The sequence below is a fragment of the Pseudoduganella buxea genome, from assembly GCF_009720835.1.
Lineage (GTDB): Bacteria > Pseudomonadota > Gammaproteobacteria > Burkholderiales > Burkholderiaceae_D > Rugamonas > Rugamonas buxea.
Map to the genome: position 1 here is coordinate 16,030 of NZ_WNKZ01000012.1, position 19,389 is coordinate 35,418.

Sequence of the window (19,389 nt, forward strand, 5' to 3'; positions counted from 1 at the left end):
TTTCAGTCCTTAATGGCAAGCTGGAATTCAGCTTGCTCGGTTTGTTCGTCCTTGTAACGCTTGTCCGTCAATTTGCCCCATGGACAACGCTCCAGCCAATCCTGCACGGGATTGTCCTTCATATGCTCGATCACAATAGCGACGCCGACTAGGAGTACAAACAGCACGCCAATGACGGGAATGGCTGCGCCGAATGCAATTGCAGGAAACGCTAATGTGAGCGTCAAGGCGGCGCCAAGCCCACCCGAGGCCGCGTACAGCCATGCAAGGCCCAGTTGCTCTTCCTCCAATGCCTGGCTCGCCTGCAGACCGTCGAGTACCGCCACCGCCAAGCCGCCAAAAATACCAGTGTACCTTGCTCCACCCAGCAGAAATTTCATACCAGCAGGACCATAGCTGGCACCATACTTCAACTGTCCCGCAGCCTTCCACGCGTTACCGAGCACATCCGCAGTCGTCGCCGCAAGCGCTGCGCGACCGGCGTGCAGCCGGTACTGCGCATCCTCGTGGTTATGCGCCAGCGCCTTGCCTTCGTCGTCCACCAACTTGGTCAGGGCGGCGAACTGCATCAGGCCGCCAATGACGCCGAAGCGCAATTCCTTCGTGATCACGCGGCGGAATTTGCTGACGTTCATTGCTTCGACGCCCGCCGCGTTGCGGACGTGTTTTGTCATCCAATCATATTGCTCCGCGTCGCTCAGGTTGGGTGGCATGCCGCCGATGTTCTCGTCGACGAATGCCAGCCATGTCGTATGCACATTGCCGTCCTTCTTGATACCGGTAATGTCCTGCAACAGCATCTCGGCGCCGACGGCGGAACTCAGCTTTTTCGGGTCCAGTGCCACGCCAGAACGCTGGAGCAGTTCTTTTGCCACCAGCTTGCGAAACTCCTTGCGTTTATCGGTAATTTCCAGCTTGATGATCGGATGTTTGGCGATCATGCCCAGGGCCATGACGCCGCCCCGGATGCCATACTTGCCGTCCAGGATGCTGCGGAACAGGAAGGCGATCGGTCCGCCGAAGGTGACAATCAGGCCAGCCACTGCTTCCTGTGCGCTTTTCGCCAGGGCTTCGATCGATGCCGCAAAGGCCGCGATGAGGTTGTCCCAAGGGATCGAGCGCCAGTCGATGCTGACCTTGACGGCCTTCGCGACGGCTTTGGCCACTTCCTCCTGGTTGAATACCAGCGCACGCAGCAGCAGGTTGCGCGTGTCGCTCATATCGCCGGCAATCCACTCCTGGTACAGCTTGATGCAGGCGTTCTTGTCCTGTGTGCCCGCCGCACACTTCGTGAACACATCGGTGTAGACCGCGCCCGAGTGGATGTTGCCCGAATCGTAATTACATTCGAAGTAATCCGCCAAGTCGCGGCTCTTCATCAAGGTCGCATGGCTCAGTGCCAATGGCCCGACCCACTTGCCGTCATACGCGCTCAGGTCGGCGTGATATTTCGTTTCCCATGCCTTGCGGGCCGGATCATCGAACTTGGCCGTATAACGCAGCCACTCCCGGTCCGCAGCGGTCGCAGCTTCCTCCGGCGAGACATGGCGCAGTTTCTCCGACTGTTTTCGGGCGTCTTCTGAAATCAGGAGCATGAACCAGCCGTCGCGGGCCTGTGTGTCGGCCAGATCCTCCGCAGCCGCTTTTTCCACCAGCATGGCGCGATCGCGTACCCCTTGTCGAATGGCACCGATGGCGGCGTTGGCCGCGAGGTGGCGTTTGCGCTCGGGTTCTTGCGTGAAGTAGTCGACATTGCGCTTCATCAGCAGCGCCAGTTCTGTTGCCACGCCCACCGGATCCGGCACGGTGACGATCAGCCCTTTGCCCGGGCGCATGGCATCGCATGCCTTGCGCAGGCGCTCGGCGCGCCCCTGGCGGCTCGTGAACGTGTGGGCGCTCCAGGCGAACGTTTTTTCGCCCTTGGCCTTGTCCATCGCATATTCGGCCACAACGGCGGACAGTTGGGACAGGGGCCGGCAATCCCGTACCGGCCCGCCCGCCAGCGCTGCCTTGATATCGATGGCCACCATATGGCGCTTGCGCACGGCCGCATCGTCGTTGCGCTTGCGCACCGCGTCGGTCCAGAGAACGTCGGAAAAACCGATCCACACCTTGGTCGCATTGGCCGGATCGGGCACCGAGATCACCCCGGCGATTTCGGCGTGCCCCTGGTCCGGGCAATTGAATGGCTTCTGCGGCTTGACCGGGATGACGCCCGGCGTCAGCATCATCTTGAAATAGTAGCCGTCCTGGGTGACGAAATAGGCGTCCCAGCGCTTGCGTGCCTCGTCATAGACGTTCAGGTAGCCGGTGCGCAGCAGCCGCTTGGTGTAGTGCGCCGCATGGCTGGGCAAGTCCAGCGGCAGGGCCGGCGCCAGCGGCGCGCCTTCGTTGGCCGGTGCGACCGCATCGCGCACGAGCAGCAGCGGCAGGCCGCGCTTGTCGCAGAATTCGCATTTCTTGGTGGTGTCGCCAGGGGAATCGGTCACGGTGCTGCTCACAGGTAATCAGGTTGACGAAGTTCCGCCCACACGCTTTCATCGGCCAGCGCGAGACGGTCGGCCAGGCGCGAGTCGTCGTCCGGGTGGTTACCGGGACGGATCAGCTCGGCGATGGCCGGGTGGGAATCGAAGGCAGGGCGGGTCAGCAGGCCGCGCACGGCGAACTCGACCAGGTCCGCCTGGTCCGTGAGGCCGTGGTCCAGCGCGGCCCGCACGATCAGTTGCTCGGCCAGTGCACCCTGCCGCGTCATGGCCCCTGCCTGGCGCACGCCGGCGCCATGCAAGGCGCGGTTGATCGCGCCGATCCGCTCGATGCGGGGCCAGTCCCAGTCCGCTGCCCCGGCGGGGCCGGCCGCGTCGCCCACCGGGACGTCGAATGTCGCGGTGACCCAGTCGTCGCCCAGCCAGTAGGTGAATGCGTCGACCTGGCTGAAGATGCGGGCGCGCTGGCGCGCGGTCAGCATGCGCAGCAGCTGGTGCAGCACGCGTGGGTCATGGAGGCGCAGCCACACCTTCCGGCCGGGCGAAGGCGTTCTCACCTGCAGCACGTTCCACCAGGCGGCCAGCGCCTGCGCATCTTTTTCGGTATCGACAAGCAGGGTCACGGGAGGCTGCTCGCCTTGCCGCTGGGCCTCGTACACGACATCGAGCAGGGATTCGCGCACCGGAGCCGGCAGCGTGCGCAAGGTGACCAGCCGTGGCATCAGGTGCTCGCTAGCCGTCAGCTTCGCGGGCACGATCGGCACCGAAACGACGCCTTCGGGCAACCATTCCACCATCGATGGGTCGAGCAGCGCGAATGCATGCCTGTCGAGGAGTTGATGATCGAAGTTCATTTGCTCAGCTCAACGGCACGACGCTGTCGCCTGCCGCGGCGGCACCGGCGGCGCGCAGCTCGCATACCTTCGGCTCGCTTGGACCCGGGAGCGTCATTTCCCTGGTCGCGCTTGCCGGACCGGCCAGCTCTTTCATACTGGCCTTGAAGCTCATCGTCCCGGGGCCATGGATCATGATGTTACCGCCCTCCAGCTTGAGGTAGGCCCCTTGCGCAGTCAGCATCACACTCTGCTGTGGCGCACTGATCGTGACCGACTTCGTGACGCTGGCAACGGTGATTGCCTTGTCCGCCGTCACGGTGGTGGCTCCCGATTGGCTCTGGCTGCTGACCTTGCCACTGGCCGCGTGCAGGCGAATGCCGGTCTCGGTATTGGGTTTGTCCGCGCCGCCGGCTTTGCCGTAGGTAAACATGCTGATGCCTTTCAGGACCTGATGCGCGCTGTTGCCCTGGGCGGCAAGGTTCACGTCCTGGTCTGCCGTCAGGCTGGTCGACTTACCCGCAGCAATCAACGCGCTGGCCGGTGTGACGGCGGCGATGCCGGCAGGCGCTGACAGTTGCAGGTGCGGTTGGCTGTACGCACCGACCTGGCCCCTGCCACCCTGGCTGCCCTCGTCGCCGCTTTCGCTGGCGTCCAGGACGGCGAGGCTGTCCGCCATGTGCACGATGGCCGGCAGCTTGTCTGGCGCGGGGTCATCCTGCAGCTTGGCGTTGTGCTGCTGCGCCGTGCCGGCCAGGGATTCCTGCAGCGCCTTGCTGCCGCCGAGCTGACTGGTGGCCTCGCGCGCATCGAGCTGCGTGCCGCTGCCATTGCTGCGCGCGTCGGCAGCGAGCAGCAGGCCCCTGCCCGCGCGGATGGCCAGGCCATGTGCCGTTTTCAGTTCGGCACCGAATCCCGTGGGCTGCAGGCGCTGGTTGTCGCTCTGGTGACGCAAGCTGCCCAAGTTCAGTTCGTCCGTACCCTCGTGGGCGGCGGCATGGCGTTGCAACGACAGCCGCGACTGGCCGGGCGAATCGTCCATCACCAGCTGGCTGTAGGCGCCGGCGCCACCCTGGCTGGCCTTCATCGCCTGGCTCTTGATGCCGGACAGGGCAGCCGCATGGGCATGGCTGCCGCTTTCGCCAGGGAACCAGGCCGGCGCGTTGCCCGTGCTGCCGCCTGGGCCGCCGGCAACCTGGTTATGCTGCGCGTCGGCCTCGCCTCGGCCGTTGTAGACGGCGCCGATCACCACCGGGCGGTCGATGTCGCCTTCGAGGAAATCGACCAGCACTTCCTGCCCGACGCGCGGTAACGCATGACTGCCCCAGTTGGCCCCCGCCACCGGCGCCAGCGGGGTTGCCACGCGCACCCAGGTGCCGGCCGTGTCGTCGCCCGGTGCCCCGGTGTGGTTAGCGCCTGCGGGGTGATCGAGCCGGCCCTGGCCCTGCGTACCCCGCTGCCAGTGGAACTGTACCTTCACGCGGTGGTCGCGGTCCGTGTGGATGACGGCGCCAGCCGGGCCCACCACGATGGCGGTCTGCTGGCCCTGTACCCGGGGCCGCGGTGGATGGGCTGCAGGACCGGTGCGGTAAGGCGTGCCGCCGCGGATCGCATCGATGCGGTTGCGGTACAGCGGCCGCTCGCCGATTTCCTGGCCCACCGCGTGCAGGCTGGTGTTCTGCTCGGCTGCAAGCTGCAGGGCCAGCGCACTGGGCCCGAGGCGTGTGGCGGCGCCAGCCTGCAGCGCGGCCGTGAGGTTGTTGTGCATCAGGTGAAGGACGCGCACCACGGCAAAGATACGCGCATCGTCGTCACCGGCGAAATCGAGCTGGGCCTGGCCGTGCAAGGCGAACGTCGTGCCCGGCGCAAGGGTGCGGACTGTGCCAGCGCCCACGTACACCTCGGCCCCGGCCGCCAGGCTTTCCAGTTGGCGGTCGGCCAGGCGCTGGCCGTGCGCGCACGTGGTGTACGCGTATGGGCCGGGGGTATCGCGGTCGGTCAGGGCCGCGCCGTGGCCGGCGGCACCGACGGGACGTCGTCCCAGCGTGCGATAGTCCCAGCTGCTGCGCTCGATCGCCCCGGCGCGCAGTCGATGTTCCACGCGCCAGCGGTCCATGCCGTCCTCCTTCATGACGGTGCCCGATTGCGTAAAGCGCACTTGCGGCTGGAGATTGGGCTGGAACGCTCCGTTGTGGTCGGCGATGAGCATCGTGTGGCTGCCCAGCGACGGACTGTCCGGGTCACCCGCGTGCTCGAAGAAGTGGAACAGGCCCTCTTCCGCCATCAGGCGCTGCACGAAGGCGAAATTACTTTCCTGGTATTGCGTCGTCAGGCTGCGCACCGGGTACACACTGCGATCGGCGATATCGAAACGCCATGCGGGCACCAGCCGGCCCTTGCCCTGGTACTCGCCAAACACGGCATCGATGATGTCGAACACCGTCATGTCCTGGAATACGCGGCTGTCGCGCCCCATGGCGGCAAACCGGGTCCACGGTTCCAGGGTCAGCCGGTAGCGGGCCAGGCCGCCATCGGCCCCGCAGTGCTCCACGGCTGTCAGGTGGCCATGGAAGGGCCGCAGGACATCGCGGCTGTGCGCCGTCATCAACTGCAGCAAGGCAGGCTGGCCGATCAGCGACTTCAAGGGAAGGTTCGCGTCCAGCGACAGCGCACTGATGGTGAAGGAAAAACCATGGCCCAGGCTCTCCTCGCCCCGCGCGCATTCGGCCAGCATGGCATGGCCTGATGAGGTCGTGAGCCGCAATAAGCGTGTTTCCTGTGACAGCTGCGAAAAAGGAAACTGCAGCGCTGCCGGCAGCATGTCAGCCATGTCGATTGCCCCTGTTTAGTCGTCCTGGGGAACCAGCACGCCGAGAAAGTTGGCAACTTTACACTAATTTGTACGATTCGGCGGATTTTGTTGCCGTTTTGTCGGAAGACGTTATCGACAATGCCCCCACGAAATCACAAGGTTTGACGGATCGTTTCGGATCATGACGTTGCTTCGACGAGCAGGTGACCTGGCGCGTCATGAACCCACCGTTCAGCCTGGTTGTGCCAACACCAGCCACTCTGTCACGCATTCCCGCCGTGACAATCCGAGAGTTTTCCGCAGCTACCGGCATGATAGGCTCGCCTATCCGCCTTCCCCTACGATAGGAATCTCTCCGTGAGCAAACTCATTGTCCTGGCCGCGCTTGCAGCGGCCCTGTCCGGCTGCACCGGCAAATACCTGGCCCTCGACCAGCAGGATTGCGACCGCGCGGTCGACTGGAACGACCGCAAGGCGTGCAAGGAGAAACGCAGCACGGAAGAGCGCGAGTGGGAAAAGCGCGCCAGGCAGGAGAAGCAGCAGGACAAGCAGCTGGACAAGTAGCAGGTCAGGCAAGCCGGCGCCGCCTTTACTCCGTCGCGCCCCGTTCCCGCAGCAAGGGCACCATCGCCGGCACGGGCGGTCCCGTGCCGATAATGCTGGCCGGCGTCTTGCCGAGCGCCAAGGCCAGCGCCGTCCTGCCTTCGTTATCGCGGGCATTGACGTTGGCGCCATGCCTGACCAGCACTTCCGCCATGGCCGCCTGCCCCTTGCGCACGGCGTGATACAGGGCGTCGTGTCGTTGTAGCCGCGGCCGCTGCCGCGATCCATGTTTTCATCGTACCTCCCTGTTCCCGCCATTGTCCCTGACACGGCAAAAATTTATATAAGCGCTTATATAAATGCGTTAATATCAAGGCATGAAAAAAGAAAGCACGAAGGAAAACACGAAACAAGGACTCGGCACCCAACTGCGCCACCTGATCGAACTGCTCGACGGCGCCGTCCAGGATGCCTATACGGAAGCGGGACTGGACTATCGGCCTCGCTACACGCCCGTCATGCGCATCCTGGCGCAGCAGCCCAGCGCGACCATTGGCCAGCTGGCCGAGCTGGCCGGCATCACGCAGCCGGCCGCCACGCAGACGGTGGCGCTGATGAAGAAGGAAGGCCTGTTGCAGGTGCGTGCGGGCGGTGTCGACGGCCGCCAGCGCGTCGTGCGGCTGAGCCCGCAAGGCGAAGCCCTGCTGCCGCAGTTGCAGGCCTGCTGGCAGGCCACGAAACACGCCGCCGACAGCCTCGATGCCGAACTGGCCTTTCCGCTGTCGGCCTGCCTGGCGCAAGCCATCGCCATGCTCGGCGAGCGCCCGTTCGGCGATCGCATCCGTGAAGCACGCCGGAGCATTTTCCCCACCCCCTGACGAAAGCGCATATGGACACCACTCTCAGCATGGCAACGGTCAAACCCTCCCTGGCGGCGCGCCTGATGGCCCATCCCCTGGTGCGCATCGTGCTCGGCACGCTGCTGACCTTTGCGGCCGTGCCCCTTGTCATGCTGTCCGCCTCGCAGCTGGTGGCAAAGCCCTACCGCATCGTCTGGCCGCAACTGCTGGCCGCCGTGCTGGTGTGGTGCGGCTACCGCCTGTATGTGCGCCGCGTCGAGAAGCGGCCGATGGTGGAACTTGCCACGCAGGGCATGGCGCGGGGCCTGGGCGCCGGCCTTTTGCTCGGTGCGGCCCTTGTGACGCTGACCTTTGCCGTGCTGGCCGCGCTGGGCGCCTATCGCTTCGACGGCGTCAATCCGTTCACCGTCATGCTGCTGGTGCCGCTGGCCGAACTGGTGCTGGTGGGCCTGGCCGAGGAAATGGTGTTCCGTGGCGTGATCTTCGGCGTGACCGAGCGTTCGCTGGGCAGCAAGGCCGCCATCGCCATCTCGGCCCTCGTGTTCAGCCTGGCGCATTTACCCAATGACGGCGTGTCGCCGCTCGCCATTGCCGTCATCGTTGCCGTCGGCATCATGCAGGCGGCCATCTACCTGTCCACGCGCAGCCTGTGGCCTTGCATCGGCGTGCACATCGCATGGAATTACTGCGTCGGCCAGGTGTTTTCATCCAGCGTGTCCGGCCACGCAGCCACCGACGGCCTGCTGCGCGGTGAACTGGTGGGCGACACCCTGCTGACGGGTGGCGCCTTCGGCGTCGAGGGCTCGCTGGTGGCCCTGGTGCTGCTGGCCGCTGCCGCCGCGTTCTGGCTGCGCCGCGCCTACAAGCGCTAAGGCCTGGCCAGCAGGCGGCGCAACTGGGCCGCCTGGTAGGCGCCGAAGGCGTCGTCGAACAGGCAGCGGATCAAGGGGTCTTCCACCACGTCCGCGTCCAGGATCTGCGCTTCGGTGGCGGCATCGAACACGGCATCGTTGATGCGCATGTACATCGACGTCAGCGATTCGCCCAGCGCCAGCGCGCCATGCAGCTTGGCCAGCGGCAGTTCCGTGGTCCAGCCCAGCGGCGCGCCGGGCTCGATGGCCTCAATGGCCTCAATGCCGCCCACGCCGTCCAGCCGGTAATGGAAATGCGTGCCCGTGCCGGTATCGTCGAAGACGGTCAGGCGCCACACCCGGGGCGTCTCGAAATAGCCTTCCGGCGGCTCCATGGCGGCGTAGCGTGCCAGCAGGCCGCTGCGGCAATAATCAAGGGCGCGCGCCGCCTGCTCCGGCGCCAGCGCGCCGAACTGCCGGGCGATGTCCGCCGTGGACGGTGGCGCGGCATTGCCTTCGTACCGGTAATCGACATCCTGCTCGCCCACCGGAATCACCCAGTCCAGCGGCGCATCGGCCTGCAGCGACGCCGCATCGAGCCGCACCGATACGGACGGATCGAGCCGCACCACGCGCGCGCCCGGCAGTGCCGCTTCCACCTCCTGCCGGAACTGGCGGTACGTGATGGGGAAGAAGGCGCGGTTGTACCAGGACCAGCTCTCCTGCTGGAACTGGCAGGAACTGGGCACCACGTAGCGCGGGTTCAGTACCTTCAGCTGGTCGATCCATTCCTCCGGCAGTTCCACCGGGGCCGGCACGGCACGCGACGGCGTCAGCACTTCGATCTCACGCATGGTCTGGAACGGCCACAACACCATGTCCCACGGCGCCTCCCGCGCCAGCTTGGCCAGGGTGCCGTCGTCGATCCACGAGTCGACGACATTGAGGACATTCATGCCCGCTGCCCGCACCTGGAACATCGAATCGACGTCCGCATCCATGGCTTCGCGGGGAATGACGGTGAAGGCGCCCACCGCCACGGGCACGTCCAGCTGCAAGGGCCGCACGTCCGTAAAGCCCAGCGCGCGCAGCATGGCGAACAGCGGCTCGAACTGGCAATACAGGTGGATCGGCGTGGCGCGGTCGAGCAGGTCCAGGCTGTCGAGCGAGCAGTGGTCGTCATGGAAGTGCGAGATGAAGACGGCGTCGAAGCGCTGCCGGCGGATCAAGGCGTGATCGAAACGCACGTCGGGAAAGGCGTGGCAGTTGCGGCTGAACGGGTTCTCGAAGATGGGATCGAAGGCGATGCGCGTGCCGGCGCAGTCGAAGACATAGCCGGCATGCAGGATGCGCGAGATTTTCAGGGTGGACATGGTTGCGTGGATCATACAAGGGACGGCCCGGGACTGGCAGGATACCAGCCGCCATGCCTCGGCCCAGCTTGACAGGAATTTTCACGGACGTATCGTGGACCCAACACGTGGCCTCCATCACGTGGACCCAAGCGTGGGGACAGCGGCATGCCGGCCCCGCGCGCCACTGCCGGTTGCAAGACCGGCCGCGCCATCATGCGTCATCGCCCGGACTGGACTTCGCTTGTCGCGGCAAGCTACGACCTGCGGGGCAGCAGCCCCGAATGGGTCGGGCGCGTCGGTCGCCTGGCCGCGCCGGTCCTCAATGGCGGCATCGCCCCGCTGGCCTGGGCCTTCAGCTACACGCCGGGCAGCTTCAGCCTGGGGCATCTGTCGCCCGCCTGCCTGCAGGCCGTCGTGCGCATCCCGCAGTCCTTCGTTGCGCTGTCGCCGGAAGCATCGCTGGACCGGGCGTGCGGCGCCGGCTACACCCATCTCGTCACCCGCATCACGGACCTGCTGGTGATCCACTGCCTGGACGGTGCCGGCAGCGGTGTCTGCCTCGGTACCCTGCTGGCGAACGCCGCGCCGTCGTCGTGCCATCAGCGCAGGCGCTGGGCCCGCGTTGCCGCGCATCTCGGTGCGGCGTTCAGGTGGCGCACGCTGTTCCACACGCTGGCGCCCGATGCCGACGACGCGCCACCATGCCTGGACGGGTCCCACAAGCTGCACCAGATGGTCCGGCGCAGCGCCGACGGCCATGCCGACGCCGGCATGGCGTCGGCCCACTGGGAGGCCCTGGTGCATGGCCGCTGGTCCATGCTTGACAAGTTCGATGCCGACGGCCGCCGCTTCGTCGTCGCCGTGTGCAACGATCCGCCCTGTTGCGACCCGCGGGGCTTGACGCCGCGCGAGCGCCAGGTTGCCGAGTTCGCCGCGCAGGGCAAGGCCGTCAAGGAAATCGCCTTCCTGATGGGCGTCACGAAGGCCGCCGTCAGCAATTGCATGGCGCGCGTGCAACACAAGCTGGGCCTGCGCTCGCTGGTCGAACTGGTGGCGTTTTTCGGCCACGGCGGCCTGCGGCGCGAGCTGGCCGAGGTCGCTGTCGCCCGGGAGCGCCTGCTGGTGGGCTCGTACCCGCTGCTGGACCCCTGCGTGGCGGGCTGCCTGTCGCGGGCCGAGCAGGCCGTCGTGGCGCATTTGATGGCCGGCGCGAGCTGCGCCGCCATCGCCGGGCTGCGCGGTACCAGCCGGCGAACTGTGGCCAATCAGCTACAGTCGGCATACCGCAAACTGGGCGTGCGCTCGCGCGCCGAACTGGCCGTTCGCCTGCAGCCACCCTGTTGATGCGCCCGCCGGCGCGGGCCTGGTGTGTGGAATTGACCATGGATCGGCGTCGCGCCACCGTTCTATGGTTTAGCCAACGAGGCCGTTTCCTCGCTGACAAGCCGCTTTGGCTTCATTCCAGCACTGTTCCTTCGATGGCTACCCAAGGAGACACACCATGAACGCATTTCGCATACTGAAGTTGACAATGTCCGTGTTTGCCGCCGTGACTGCGGCCTCGGTGACAAATCCGGCCCACGCGCAGGCAACGGTCCCGCTGGTGGCGTTCTACAGTCCCAGCGCCGGCGATTTCTTCACCACCAGCGAGCCGGCCTGGACATGCCGGCTGCAAGGCTGCAGCGGCGAATTCGGCGACTACCAGCTGTATGGCATGCAAGGCCACGTGTTCAACCCCGACTTGCCGCAACCTGCAGGCACCTTGCCGCTGTGGCACTGGTTCAGCGAAGCGCGCGAAGACAACCTGCTCACCACCCATCCGGGCTGGAATCCGGCTGACGGCCTCACCCGGGAATCGGGCGAGGCTTACCAGTTCGTCCGCCTGGCCGGCTATGTCAAGCCGGTCGGCTCGACGGGCCTGCCACTGACCAACTTCTGGAAGCTGGAAGACCGCGACAACGCGGCACTGACTACGGCGCGTTTCATCACGCGGTACGGCGACCGGGTGCCGCATCGGGTACCGCCTGGCTACGGCGAGTCCGTCGTGGAAGGGGTCCTGCCGCTGCCATCGTCGTCGCAACTGGAGGACTGCCACCGGGCGGAGCCGCCGATCGGCGGCGACGGCGCATCCTGGCTCGCCCCAGCCAACACCATCACGCCTTGGGCCGCACTCAACAGCTTCCTTGATGGCGACGTGATCCGGATCACGGGCCCGATTGGCAAGTATAAATTCAATGCTGAAGGGCACGAGGTGTCGGTACGTGGCCTGCGCGACCTCGCCACCGGCGGAGCGTTCCCGGCACCGGGTATCCAGAAATACGCTCTGCTGGCCCGGGTTACCAAGGGCCGGGTATTCGTCCGGGGCCAGGGTTGGTACGAGGCAAACCAATGGTTCCGCGCACTTGGCGAATCCGGCAACGAACCCGGCGGATGCATCCTGTATGACGCGCAGGGAAGTGGACCGGGCAAACTGGAACTGGGGTTCAACGATGGCTATATTCTCGACAATAGCGGTGGCGCCATGATCCGCATCCACCAGTGGTGGTGATGCCGCACCGGTGGCAAACCAACCGCGTCAGCGGTTGGTTTTTCGTTACGGTTTCGCCCCACGCGTGCAGGACCGAAAAAAACTTTAAAAAATTTCTGCAGGGCACTTAATGTCCGGTAAGAGTCGGTCGTCTTGTACTCATGAGCGCGCAAAATCTGCGCACAACCAAACGTCAAACCGGAGTTTTTATCATGCTGAGCCTGCACACCAACAACGCCGCCCTGTCCGCACAAAATTCGCTGACCCGTACCCAAAGCACGCTGTCGACGTCGATGACGCGTCTGTCGACCGGCTACCGCATCAATTCCGCGATGGACGACGCGGCAGGCCTGCAGATCGCCACCCGCCTGAAGACCCAGACCAGCGGCATGCAAGTTGCAATGCGTAACACCCAGAACTCGATCTCCCTGATGCAGACCGCCGAAGGCGCGCTGGACGAAACGACCAACATCCTGAACCGCATGAAGGACCTGGCCACCCAGTCGGCCGACGGCTCCTCGACCAAGGACGACCAGGCCGCCATGCAGGCCGAGTTCGATTCGCTGAGCAATGAGTTGGGCAACATCATGACGAACACCAAGTTCGGCGGCACCAACCTGCTGACCAGCGGCACGGGCAAGCTGTCGACGACGATCACGTTCCAGATCGGTGCCGACAAGGACGAGAAGATGACCGCCGATTTCACCACCGAAATGACGGCCGTGCATGACAAGATCCTGGCTGCCGCCGCCCAGTTCGACGGCGCCACCGGTGTCGCCGCCGCTGCGGCCGGGACGGAAATCTCCGGTGCCGACGCCGCCACGGGCGCCACCAACGCCAACGCGACGATCAAGGACCTGTCGGACGCCATCGACGCCGTCGGCACGATGCGCTCGAAGCTGGGTGCCATCTCGAACCGTCTGGACCACGTCAACAGCAACCTGTCGAGCATCTCGACCAACACGAAGAACGCTTCCGGCCGCATCATGGACGTCGACTTCGCCACGGAATCGGCCAACATGACGTCGAACCAGATGCTGCTGCAAGCCGGCACCGCCATGCTGAAGCAGTCGAACAGCCAGTCGTCGCTGGTCATGTCCCTGCTGCAGTAATCCTCACCGCCGGTTCGCCGGCCGAGCACAAAAAGCCAACCGTATTCCGGTTGGCTTTTTTTATGGCGTGCCGCTTTTGCCAGGAAAGGCGGCCATTCATGCCGTCCTGGCGCGGTGCAATCAGCCTGCCCCTGCCAGGGCGGCGGGGACGCGAGCCGTTTTTACCGTTGCCACGCTCCTGCACCACGCACCCGGCGACTGGCGTCATCGGCAGAACGCAGCGTGGCCGCATCAAGCGCGGGTGGAAATACCTCTCAAATTGGCCGGTCGCCATTCAGCGAGGCACGCAGCGGCCGCACCCTATTTGGCCGTCGATGCCAACTGCCATCGCTTACGGCGAGGCGGTCGTTGAAGAGCGGCCGATGGCGTTTGACGGCGGGGTGACCCGCCTCGCTGACGCCAGCCTGGAGGAACCGAAGCTGGACGGCCACAGGCCCGCCCAGTCCGTTTGTGGATGGTGGTCGGCCGCGAAATGCTGGCTTATTTCGAGATGCGCAGGATGGCCGAGGCCAGGCGCGAGAAGCAGGGTGTCAGGTCAGCCTGGGTGGCGGCGTGGCAGTACATGCCGACGGGTTTGTTCGGGTTGTGGCAGCGCGCAGGGCCATCGGCCACGTTGGCCATGCATTTCAGGACGTTTTCGCCGATTTCGTTGTCGATGCCCTTTGGTACTTTCAGGTTCGCACCGAGGCCGAGCGTGAAAACGAAAATTCCCTCATCCTGGGCCTTTGCAGCCACGGCCTCGACCAGGTTGCGCGCAGCGCGATCGACATTGGTTCTCCAGGCAACTGTGTCGCCGACGTTGAGCGAAACGGGGCGCGGGCTCGTTGCCTTGATGCGGAACTCCTGATTGTCCGTACCCGTGGCGCTGGTTTCGTGTGCGTTATACCATTCCGGCAGTTGCTTGACATAGCCATAGCCTCCACCATTAAAGTTGCATCCTGTGATGAGCTCGGACTGCGCATTCAGTTTGTACATGCCGCGACCATCCAAATCAATCGTGCCCGCCCTGTCCTTGCAGGCGCCGGCGTTGGGGGGGGCCAACGTCAGGAACGAACCGAACGAGGTCGGTTCTCCATCCGAAAAGAAGACGATGACGCGCAAGGTTGATTTGTTGACATCCAGGATCGAGTTCAACTGCTGCCGAGCTTGCCACATTCCTTCCACCGACGCCGTGCCACCGCCGTAACTGTAGTTCGTGATCGTATTGATCATGGCGGGGCGATCGAAACCCCGATCGACAGGCCGGATGGCTTTGTCGATCACGGCGCCATATGAAAAATGGATCAGGCTGACCCGGTCCTGCGCCATGTTGAATTTTTCCAGGAAGCTCTTGGCAGCAGTCTTGACGGCAGGGAAAGCCGTGCTCAGCGATGCCGAGGTATCGATGACGAATGCCATATCCAGGTCCTGCCGGATCGTCTGGGCCGACGCCACCGGCGTCATCGACGTGGCGCCCATCACCTGCATCAGCGAAACGGGCATCGGGGCTTCGGCCTTGACATCGACAGTGACCATGCCGCCATTGAAGGAGACGGTGGTGCCCAGCAGCTTCGGCTTGGACAGCATATAGCTGCTGGGGATATTGGCCGCGAAGAATTCCGCTGCCGCCTGCTGTGCGCTGGCCCGTTGCTGGGCTTCGGTATTGCCCGTCGTGACGGCGCGCGCGCCGGCCACTGCCGCCGCATCCACTGCCGCGTTCAGGCGGGCCTTGACCAGGTAGGCCAGGCCGCCGTCCATCACCAGGCCGGCCATCGCCAGCACCAGTACCAGGCACACGGCCACCATGATGGCGACAGCGCCGCGCTGCCGTTGAAGAGTTGGTTGCATGTCAGAACACCGTCATCGAGTACAGGTCGGGCCCGAGCGTGGGCAGGGCCAGGAAGCCGCCGCCGGCCACCAGCATGTTGAAGCGGTAGAACGTTTCGACGATGTAGATGACTTCGCCGTCGGCCAGCTGGCCGTTCATGATCAGCACCGTCGGGCGCGCCGCGCTGCTGGTGCAGGCTTCATTGAGCCATCCGCTGCACTTGTAGATCCTGCTGCCCGGATCGTAGGTATTGTTGTTGTAGCCCAGGCCCAGCTGGCGCGCGCCATCCATCCACCGGTACTGGTCCAGCACGACGTTCGTGGCGGCCGAGCCGCTGCCGACCCCCATCACGCGGGTGATGTACATCATGCCGCGCTGGTTCACGTTCAGCGGCGGCGCGCTGGCCATCAGGGCATGCATGATGTCCTGGCTGTTCGTCTCGAGCGGGGTGTTGCCGCGCGCGGCCAGGTTGGCGCCTTCGCGGCTCAGGTTGACGAGGATGGTATTGGCCTGCAGCGCACGGGCCAGGTCGATCATGCCGAACAGCACCACGACCAGGAAGGGCAGCAGCAGGGCCAGTTCGACGGCGGCCAGGCCGCGCTGGCGGGCAAGGCGCGCCCTCATTCGAAGAACTCGTTGCGCATCGTGGCCGCCACCTTGAAGCGGTATTTACCGTCCGTAAACAGCGTGGACACCAGTGGCGTCGTCACGGGCCAGGTGCAGTCCAGCTGCAGCACGACGATGTCGCCGGCCGCGCCGAACATGCCGTTGCCGTAAGCGGTGGTGGAATACGTCTTGCCGTTGACGGAAATGGACGGCGCCAGCTTGTCATAGAAGCCTAACGAGCTGAGCTTGATTTTCTCGATGATGGCGGCGGAGCGTTGCGCCTTGGCGGCGGGATCGAGATTGCTCTGCCCCGTGACGGCATAGCGGGCGCCCTCGCGCACGGCGTACTGCATCGTCAACGTTGTGAAAAAGACCAGGCTGAACTCGATCAGGGCGACCAGCACCAGCAGGAAGACCGGTGTAATGATCGCCATCTCGACGAGTGTGGCGCCAGACTGACGCCGGGTAACCGTTGGTATCATCATTCACACAACATTTAGGGGTTTTCTGCAGACGATGCAGTAAGATGTTGACATTCTACATGGCAATAAATCTTGCCGTGTGCTTTTAGAACGCGCCCCAAAACGATTTACCGCCGGTGTCGGCCAGGAACAACGATGAGTTGGTATCAAAGCACGGTGCTGTCACCGTTACGCTGGCTCGACCTGGGCCGGCAGGACGCGCCTGCCGCGTCCATCGACCGGCGTGGCGCCATTCCCGGGGCGGAAGCGTGGATGGTGTTCGGCATGCGCCTGCTGCTGGCCGTCTCGGCGCTGCTGACCCTGTATATCGGGCCGGACGGCGTCGTGCTGGCCGGGCGCTGGGCCTGGATGATCTTCACGGCGTATGCATTGCACAGTCTCGTCCTGCTGTGCGTGGCCCGGTCGCGCGCCGGCTTCTGGCACGGCCCTGTTATCTACTGGCTCGACATCGGCTGGTATGGCCTGATGTTGTGCGCCACCGATGGCGTGCGCAGCCCCTTCTTCTCGTTCTTCTTCTTTGCCATCCTGGCCACGTCGTTCCGCCGCGGCTTCGATGCCGGCGCGCGGCTGACCTTGGGCTCGGCCCTGGTCGCCACGGGGGCCGTGCTGGCCGCCCATGGCCTGGTGAATATCCAGTTGCTGCTGCTGCGCGCCACCTTCGTGCTGGCGCTTGGGTACATGATCGCGTTCTGGGGCGGCCTGGCTGTCGACCAGCGCCGCCGCCTGGCGCTGCTGCGCGATGTCAGCCGGCTGTCCAACCCCCGGTTCGGCGTGCAGCACACGCTGGACTCGCTGATGGCAAAAATCCTGCGCTTCTACCGGGGCACTACCTGCGTCCTGCTGATGCAGGATAACAGCGGGCGCTGGATGCTCAACACCGTACACCACCCCAGCACGGGTCGCGCCATCAGCCACAACAGCATTTCCGATGCGGCCGTGCTGCCGCTGCTGAACCTGGGCGAAACCGCCACCGTGCTGTACCGGGGTACCGCCCGGCCCCTGGTGCCCTACGATATTCCCGCCGCCCAGCTGGCCACGGGCGAACAGGACTGGACCGAGATCGATCCGGCCGCCTGCGAAGGCATTGCCGACCTGCTGGACACGAGCTCCTTCATCAGCGCGGCGCTGCCGCTGCGCAAGGGCGCCGGCCGCATCTTCGTCACGTCGGCCGAGCGGCTGCGCCGGGGCGACGCCACCTTCCTCAACCATATCGTGCAGCAGGCCTTCCCCGTCATCGAGACCATCGACCTGCTGGACCGGCTGGCTTCGGATGCGGCCTTTCGCGAGCGCCAAAAAATCGCGCGCGACTTGCACGACAGCACAATCCAGCCGTATATCGGCCTGCGCCACGCGGTGGCCGCCATCCGCAACCAGGCCGGCGACGACAACCCCGTCGCGCCCGACCTGGACCGGCTGACCGAGATGTGCACGGAGGTGATCGGCGACATGCGCCAGTTCGCCCAGCGCTTCCGCAGCGGACGGCAGGAAGAGCCGGAGCTGCTGTTCGCGCTGCGGCGCCAGATCGCCCAGGTGCGATCGTTCTACGATATCGACGTCACGCTCGACGCGCAGGACGCGCCCGTCATCAACGACCGCATGGCCGCCGAGGTGTTCCAGATCGTCACCGAAGGCATCAGCAATATCCGCAAGCACACGAGAGTGCGCAGCGCTACCGTGCGCCTGGCTGACGACAACGGCCAGCTGGCCATCGATATCGTCAACCCCGCCGGCGAGCGCGCCGTGCCGGCGCCGTTCATGCCCGTGTCGATTGCCGAACGCGTGCTGTCGCTGGGCGGCACCCTGAGCGTCGAGCCCACCGCGTGGCAGACGCAGCTGCGCATCCGCATTCCCACCTGATCACCGCTATCCCTGGAGAGACCATGACGATCCGCATCATGCTGGTGGACGACCACAAGACCATGCTGTGGGGGCTGGAACGGCTGATCCAGGCCGAGGCCCCCGCGTTGAGCCTCGTTGGCAGCGCCGCCGACGCGGCCGAAGCCACGGCCCTGTGCGCCGCGTTGAAGCCGGACATCGTGCTGCTCGACCTCGACCTGAAGGGCAGCAGCTCGCTGGAGATCCTGCCGGCGCTGCTGGCGAACGGCGTCACGCGCGCCGTCATCCTCAGCGCCAACCGCGACCAGGCCACGTTGACCAATGCCGTCAAGCTGGGCGCGCGCGGCGTCGTCAGCAAGGAAGCGGCGACGGAGGATGTATTGGCCGCCGTGCGCAAGGTGCACGCGGGCGACCTGTGGCTGGACCAGTCGCTGATGCAGGCTTTGCTGGGCCAGATCGTCGCGCCCACGCCCCGCGCCGACCCGGAAGCGGCGCGCATCGCCTCGCTGACGGCGCGCGAGCGCGAAGTGGTCGGCATGATCGTGCAGGGCAAGGGCGCCCTGAACAAGGACCTGGCCGAGCGGGCCTTCATTTCCGAACGCACCTTGCGCAACCACCTGACGACGATCTACCAGAAGCTCGACGTGGCCAACCGGCTGGAACTGTATGTCTACGCCACCCGCCACGGCATGGGCAATTAGGTCCATCCGGTACGCATCTAGTACATATGTACCAGGCCGGGGTGGCGGACAGTCCTACCCAAAAAGGGAGGTTTGACGGATGTGCAAGGGCAGTGCCCTGCGTACGATGTCGTTCATGCGCTGCGCACTGATTCATGCGGCGCGACGGCAACCGGACAGGAGCAGACGTGTACGACAAAGAAGATTTCCCGGAACAGCAATACGAACGCACGGGAACGCCGACGATGTCGTACGTGATTCTGACCGCCCTCGTTGCAGTCGTCGGCTTCATCGCGGTACTGGCCGCATGGACTGGCGCATAAGCACCGACCAACCTCTCATTCGAAGGACACACTATGCAATTCATCAAGAACTTCATTAAAGAAGAAGACGGCGTCACCGCCATCGAATACGCACTGATCGCAGCACTGATCGCCGGCGTCATCGGCGTGACCGTCGGTACCCTGGGTACCAACATCAAGGGCATCTTCGAGAAAGTCACCAAAGCGATCGCCGGCACGGCCTAAGCACTACCGCAAGGGCGCGCCGCCACGGCGCGCCACGGTCCGGAACCGGTTCGCCCGTTCCGGACTTTTACTTTA

The 19,389-nt window shown here is 64.9% G+C and carries 17 protein-coding genes and 1 pseudogene; 10 read left to right on the forward strand and 8 right to left on the reverse strand.

Annotated features, from left to right (window positions below; genetic code table 11):
- Positions 1-2: 2 nt before the first annotated feature.
- From GM672_RS06620 to GM672_RS06630, 3 genes are read right to left on the reverse strand one after another with little or no spacing between them, the layout of a single operon-like run.
- Complete coding sequence (locus GM672_RS06620) at positions 3-2,489, reverse strand: T6SS effector BTH_I2691 family protein (protein WP_155469743.1); 2,487 nt, start codon at positions 2,487-2,489, stop codon at positions 3-5.
- A gap of 8 nt (positions 2,490-2,497) precedes the next feature.
- Entirely contained in the window at positions 2,498-3,337 is an 840-nt protein-coding gene (locus tag GM672_RS06625) for a DUF4123 domain-containing protein (protein ID WP_155469744.1), read from the reverse strand.
- 4 nt (positions 3,338-3,341) lie between these two features.
- Positions 3,342-6,050 (reverse strand): type VI secretion system Vgr family protein, encoded by a 2,709-nt coding sequence (locus GM672_RS06630; RefSeq protein ID WP_229417585.1) that lies wholly within the window; start codon positions 6,048-6,050, stop codon positions 3,342-3,344.
- A 435-nt stretch (positions 6,051-6,485) separates the two neighbouring features.
- On the opposite strand from GM672_RS06630, the gene GM672_RS06635 reads away from it, so the two are divergent.
- A complete protein-coding gene (locus GM672_RS06635) occupies positions 6,486-6,692 on the forward strand; it encodes a hypothetical protein (protein ID WP_155469745.1) in 207 nt (68 codons plus the stop codon).
- A 25-nt stretch (positions 6,693-6,717) separates the two neighbouring features.
- Here the strand turns inward: GM672_RS06635 and GM672_RS06640 are convergent.
- Positions 6,718-6,921 (reverse strand): annotated as a pseudogene (locus GM672_RS06640) (ankyrin repeat domain-containing protein); the annotation flags it as partial.
- A 127-nt stretch (positions 6,922-7,048) separates the two neighbouring features.
- On the opposite strand from GM672_RS06640, the gene GM672_RS06645 reads away from it, so the two are divergent.
- Positions 7,049-7,549: a MarR family winged helix-turn-helix transcriptional regulator gene (locus GM672_RS06645; RefSeq protein WP_155469747.1), complete on the forward strand. Its 501-nt coding sequence runs from the start codon at positions 7,049-7,051 to the stop codon at positions 7,547-7,549.
- Between the two features lie 11 nt (positions 7,550-7,560).
- On the forward strand, positions 7,561-8,403 hold the full coding sequence (locus GM672_RS06650) for a CPBP family intramembrane glutamic endopeptidase (RefSeq protein WP_155469748.1): 843 nt from the start codon (positions 7,561-7,563) through the stop codon (positions 8,401-8,403).
- Here GM672_RS06650 and GM672_RS06655 read toward each other — a convergent pair.
- Positions 8,400-9,755: an MBL fold metallo-hydrolase gene (locus tag GM672_RS06655; RefSeq protein WP_155469749.1), complete on the reverse strand. Its 1,356-nt coding sequence runs from the start codon at positions 9,753-9,755 to the stop codon at positions 8,400-8,402. The two genes, GM672_RS06650 and GM672_RS06655, sit on opposite strands and share 4 nt — an antisense overlap.
- Before the next feature lie 147 nt (positions 9,756-9,902).
- On the opposite strand from GM672_RS06655, the gene GM672_RS28255 reads away from it, so the two are divergent.
- From GM672_RS28255 to GM672_RS06670, 3 genes are all read left to right on the forward strand, one after another.
- Positions 9,903-11,081, forward strand: coding sequence for a helix-turn-helix domain-containing protein (locus GM672_RS28255; protein WP_170299955.1), 1,179 nt, complete (start codon positions 9,903-9,905; stop codon positions 11,079-11,081).
- 157 nt (positions 11,082-11,238) lie between these two features.
- A complete protein-coding gene (locus GM672_RS06665; protein WP_155469750.1) occupies positions 11,239-12,285 on the forward strand; it encodes a hypothetical protein in 1,047 nt (348 codons plus the stop codon).
- A gap of 191 nt (positions 12,286-12,476) precedes the next feature.
- On the forward strand, positions 12,477-13,376 hold the full coding sequence (locus GM672_RS06670) for a flagellin N-terminal helical domain-containing protein (RefSeq protein ID WP_155469751.1): 900 nt from the start codon (positions 12,477-12,479) through the stop codon (positions 13,374-13,376).
- A 480-nt stretch (positions 13,377-13,856) separates the two neighbouring features.
- Here the strand turns inward: GM672_RS06670 and GM672_RS06675 are convergent, their stop codons facing one another.
- From GM672_RS06675 to GM672_RS06685, 3 genes are read right to left on the reverse strand one after another with little or no spacing between them, the layout of a single operon-like run.
- Positions 13,857-15,203: a TadE/TadG family type IV pilus assembly protein gene (locus tag GM672_RS06675; protein ID WP_155469752.1), complete on the reverse strand. Its 1,347-nt coding sequence runs from the start codon at positions 15,201-15,203 to the stop codon at positions 13,857-13,859.
- 1 nt (position 15,204) lies between these two features.
- On the reverse strand, positions 15,205-15,807 hold the full coding sequence (locus GM672_RS06680; protein ID WP_155469753.1) for a TadE/TadG family type IV pilus assembly protein: 603 nt from the start codon (positions 15,805-15,807) through the stop codon (positions 15,205-15,207).
- On the reverse strand, positions 15,804-16,274 hold the full coding sequence (locus tag GM672_RS06685) for a TadE/TadG family type IV pilus assembly protein (protein ID WP_155469754.1): 471 nt from the start codon (positions 16,272-16,274) through the stop codon (positions 15,804-15,806). The genes GM672_RS06680 and GM672_RS06685 overlap by 4 nt, the downstream gene beginning before the upstream one ends.
- 132 nt (positions 16,275-16,406) lie before the next feature.
- Between GM672_RS06685 and GM672_RS06690 the strand changes: the two genes are divergently transcribed.
- From GM672_RS06690 to GM672_RS06700, 4 genes are all read left to right on the forward strand, one after another.
- On the forward strand, positions 16,407-18,128 hold the full coding sequence (locus GM672_RS06690) for a sensor histidine kinase (RefSeq protein WP_155469755.1): 1,722 nt from the start codon (positions 16,407-16,409) through the stop codon (positions 18,126-18,128).
- 23 nt (positions 18,129-18,151) lie between these two features.
- The gene (locus GM672_RS06695; RefSeq protein WP_155469756.1) at positions 18,152-18,808 is read left to right on the forward strand and encodes a response regulator; all 657 of its coding nucleotides are present in this window, start codon (positions 18,152-18,154) and stop codon (positions 18,806-18,808) included.
- A 167-nt stretch (positions 18,809-18,975) separates the two neighbouring features.
- Entirely contained in the window at positions 18,976-19,110 is a 135-nt protein-coding gene (locus GM672_RS29530) for a hypothetical protein (RefSeq protein WP_260099319.1), read from the forward strand.
- 33 nt (positions 19,111-19,143) lie between these two features.
- Entirely contained in the window at positions 19,144-19,314 is a 171-nt protein-coding gene (locus GM672_RS06700) for a Flp family type IVb pilin (RefSeq protein ID WP_155469757.1), read from the forward strand.
- Positions 19,315-19,389: the final 75 nt, after the last annotated feature.

Bases quoted from the DNA above. Each gene is read 5' to 3' on its own strand.
- GM672_RS06655 (WP_155469749.1), bottom strand. From the start codon at position 9,755: ATGTCCACCCTGAAAATCTCGCGCATCCTGCATGCCGGCTATGTCTTC.
- GM672_RS06675 (WP_155469752.1), bottom strand. From the start codon at position 15,203: ATGCAACCAACTCTTCAACGGCAGCGCGGCGCTGTCGCCATCATGGTG.
- GM672_RS06630 (WP_229417585.1), bottom strand. From the start codon at position 6,050: ATGCTGGCCGAATGCGCGCGGGGCGAGGAGAGCCTGGGCCATGGTTTT.
- GM672_RS06680 (WP_155469753.1), bottom strand. From the start codon at position 15,807: ATGAGGGCGCGCCTTGCCCGCCAGCGCGGCCTGGCCGCCGTCGAACTG.
- GM672_RS06695 (WP_155469756.1), top strand. From the start codon at position 18,152: ATGACGATCCGCATCATGCTGGTGGACGACCACAAGACCATGCTGTGG.
- GM672_RS06690 (WP_155469755.1), top strand. From the start codon at position 16,407: ATGAGTTGGTATCAAAGCACGGTGCTGTCACCGTTACGCTGGCTCGAC.
- GM672_RS06700 (WP_155469757.1), top strand. From the start codon at position 19,144: ATGCAATTCATCAAGAACTTCATTAAAGAAGAAGACGGCGTCACCGCC.
- GM672_RS06685 (WP_155469754.1), bottom strand. From the start codon at position 16,274: ATGATGATACCAACGGTTACCCGGCGTCAGTCTGGCGCCACACTCGTC.
- GM672_RS06650 (WP_155469748.1), top strand. From the start codon at position 7,561: ATGGACACCACTCTCAGCATGGCAACGGTCAAACCCTCCCTGGCGGCG.
- GM672_RS06625 (WP_155469744.1), bottom strand. From the start codon at position 3,337: ATGAACTTCGATCATCAACTCCTCGACAGGCATGCATTCGCGCTGCTC.
- GM672_RS28255 (WP_170299955.1), top strand. From the start codon at position 9,903: ATGCCGGCCCCGCGCGCCACTGCCGGTTGCAAGACCGGCCGCGCCATC.
- GM672_RS06645 (WP_155469747.1), top strand. From the start codon at position 7,049: ATGAAAAAAGAAAGCACGAAGGAAAACACGAAACAAGGACTCGGCACC.
- GM672_RS06670 (WP_155469751.1), top strand. From the start codon at position 12,477: ATGCTGAGCCTGCACACCAACAACGCCGCCCTGTCCGCACAAAATTCG.
- GM672_RS06665 (WP_155469750.1), top strand. From the start codon at position 11,239: ATGAACGCATTTCGCATACTGAAGTTGACAATGTCCGTGTTTGCCGCC.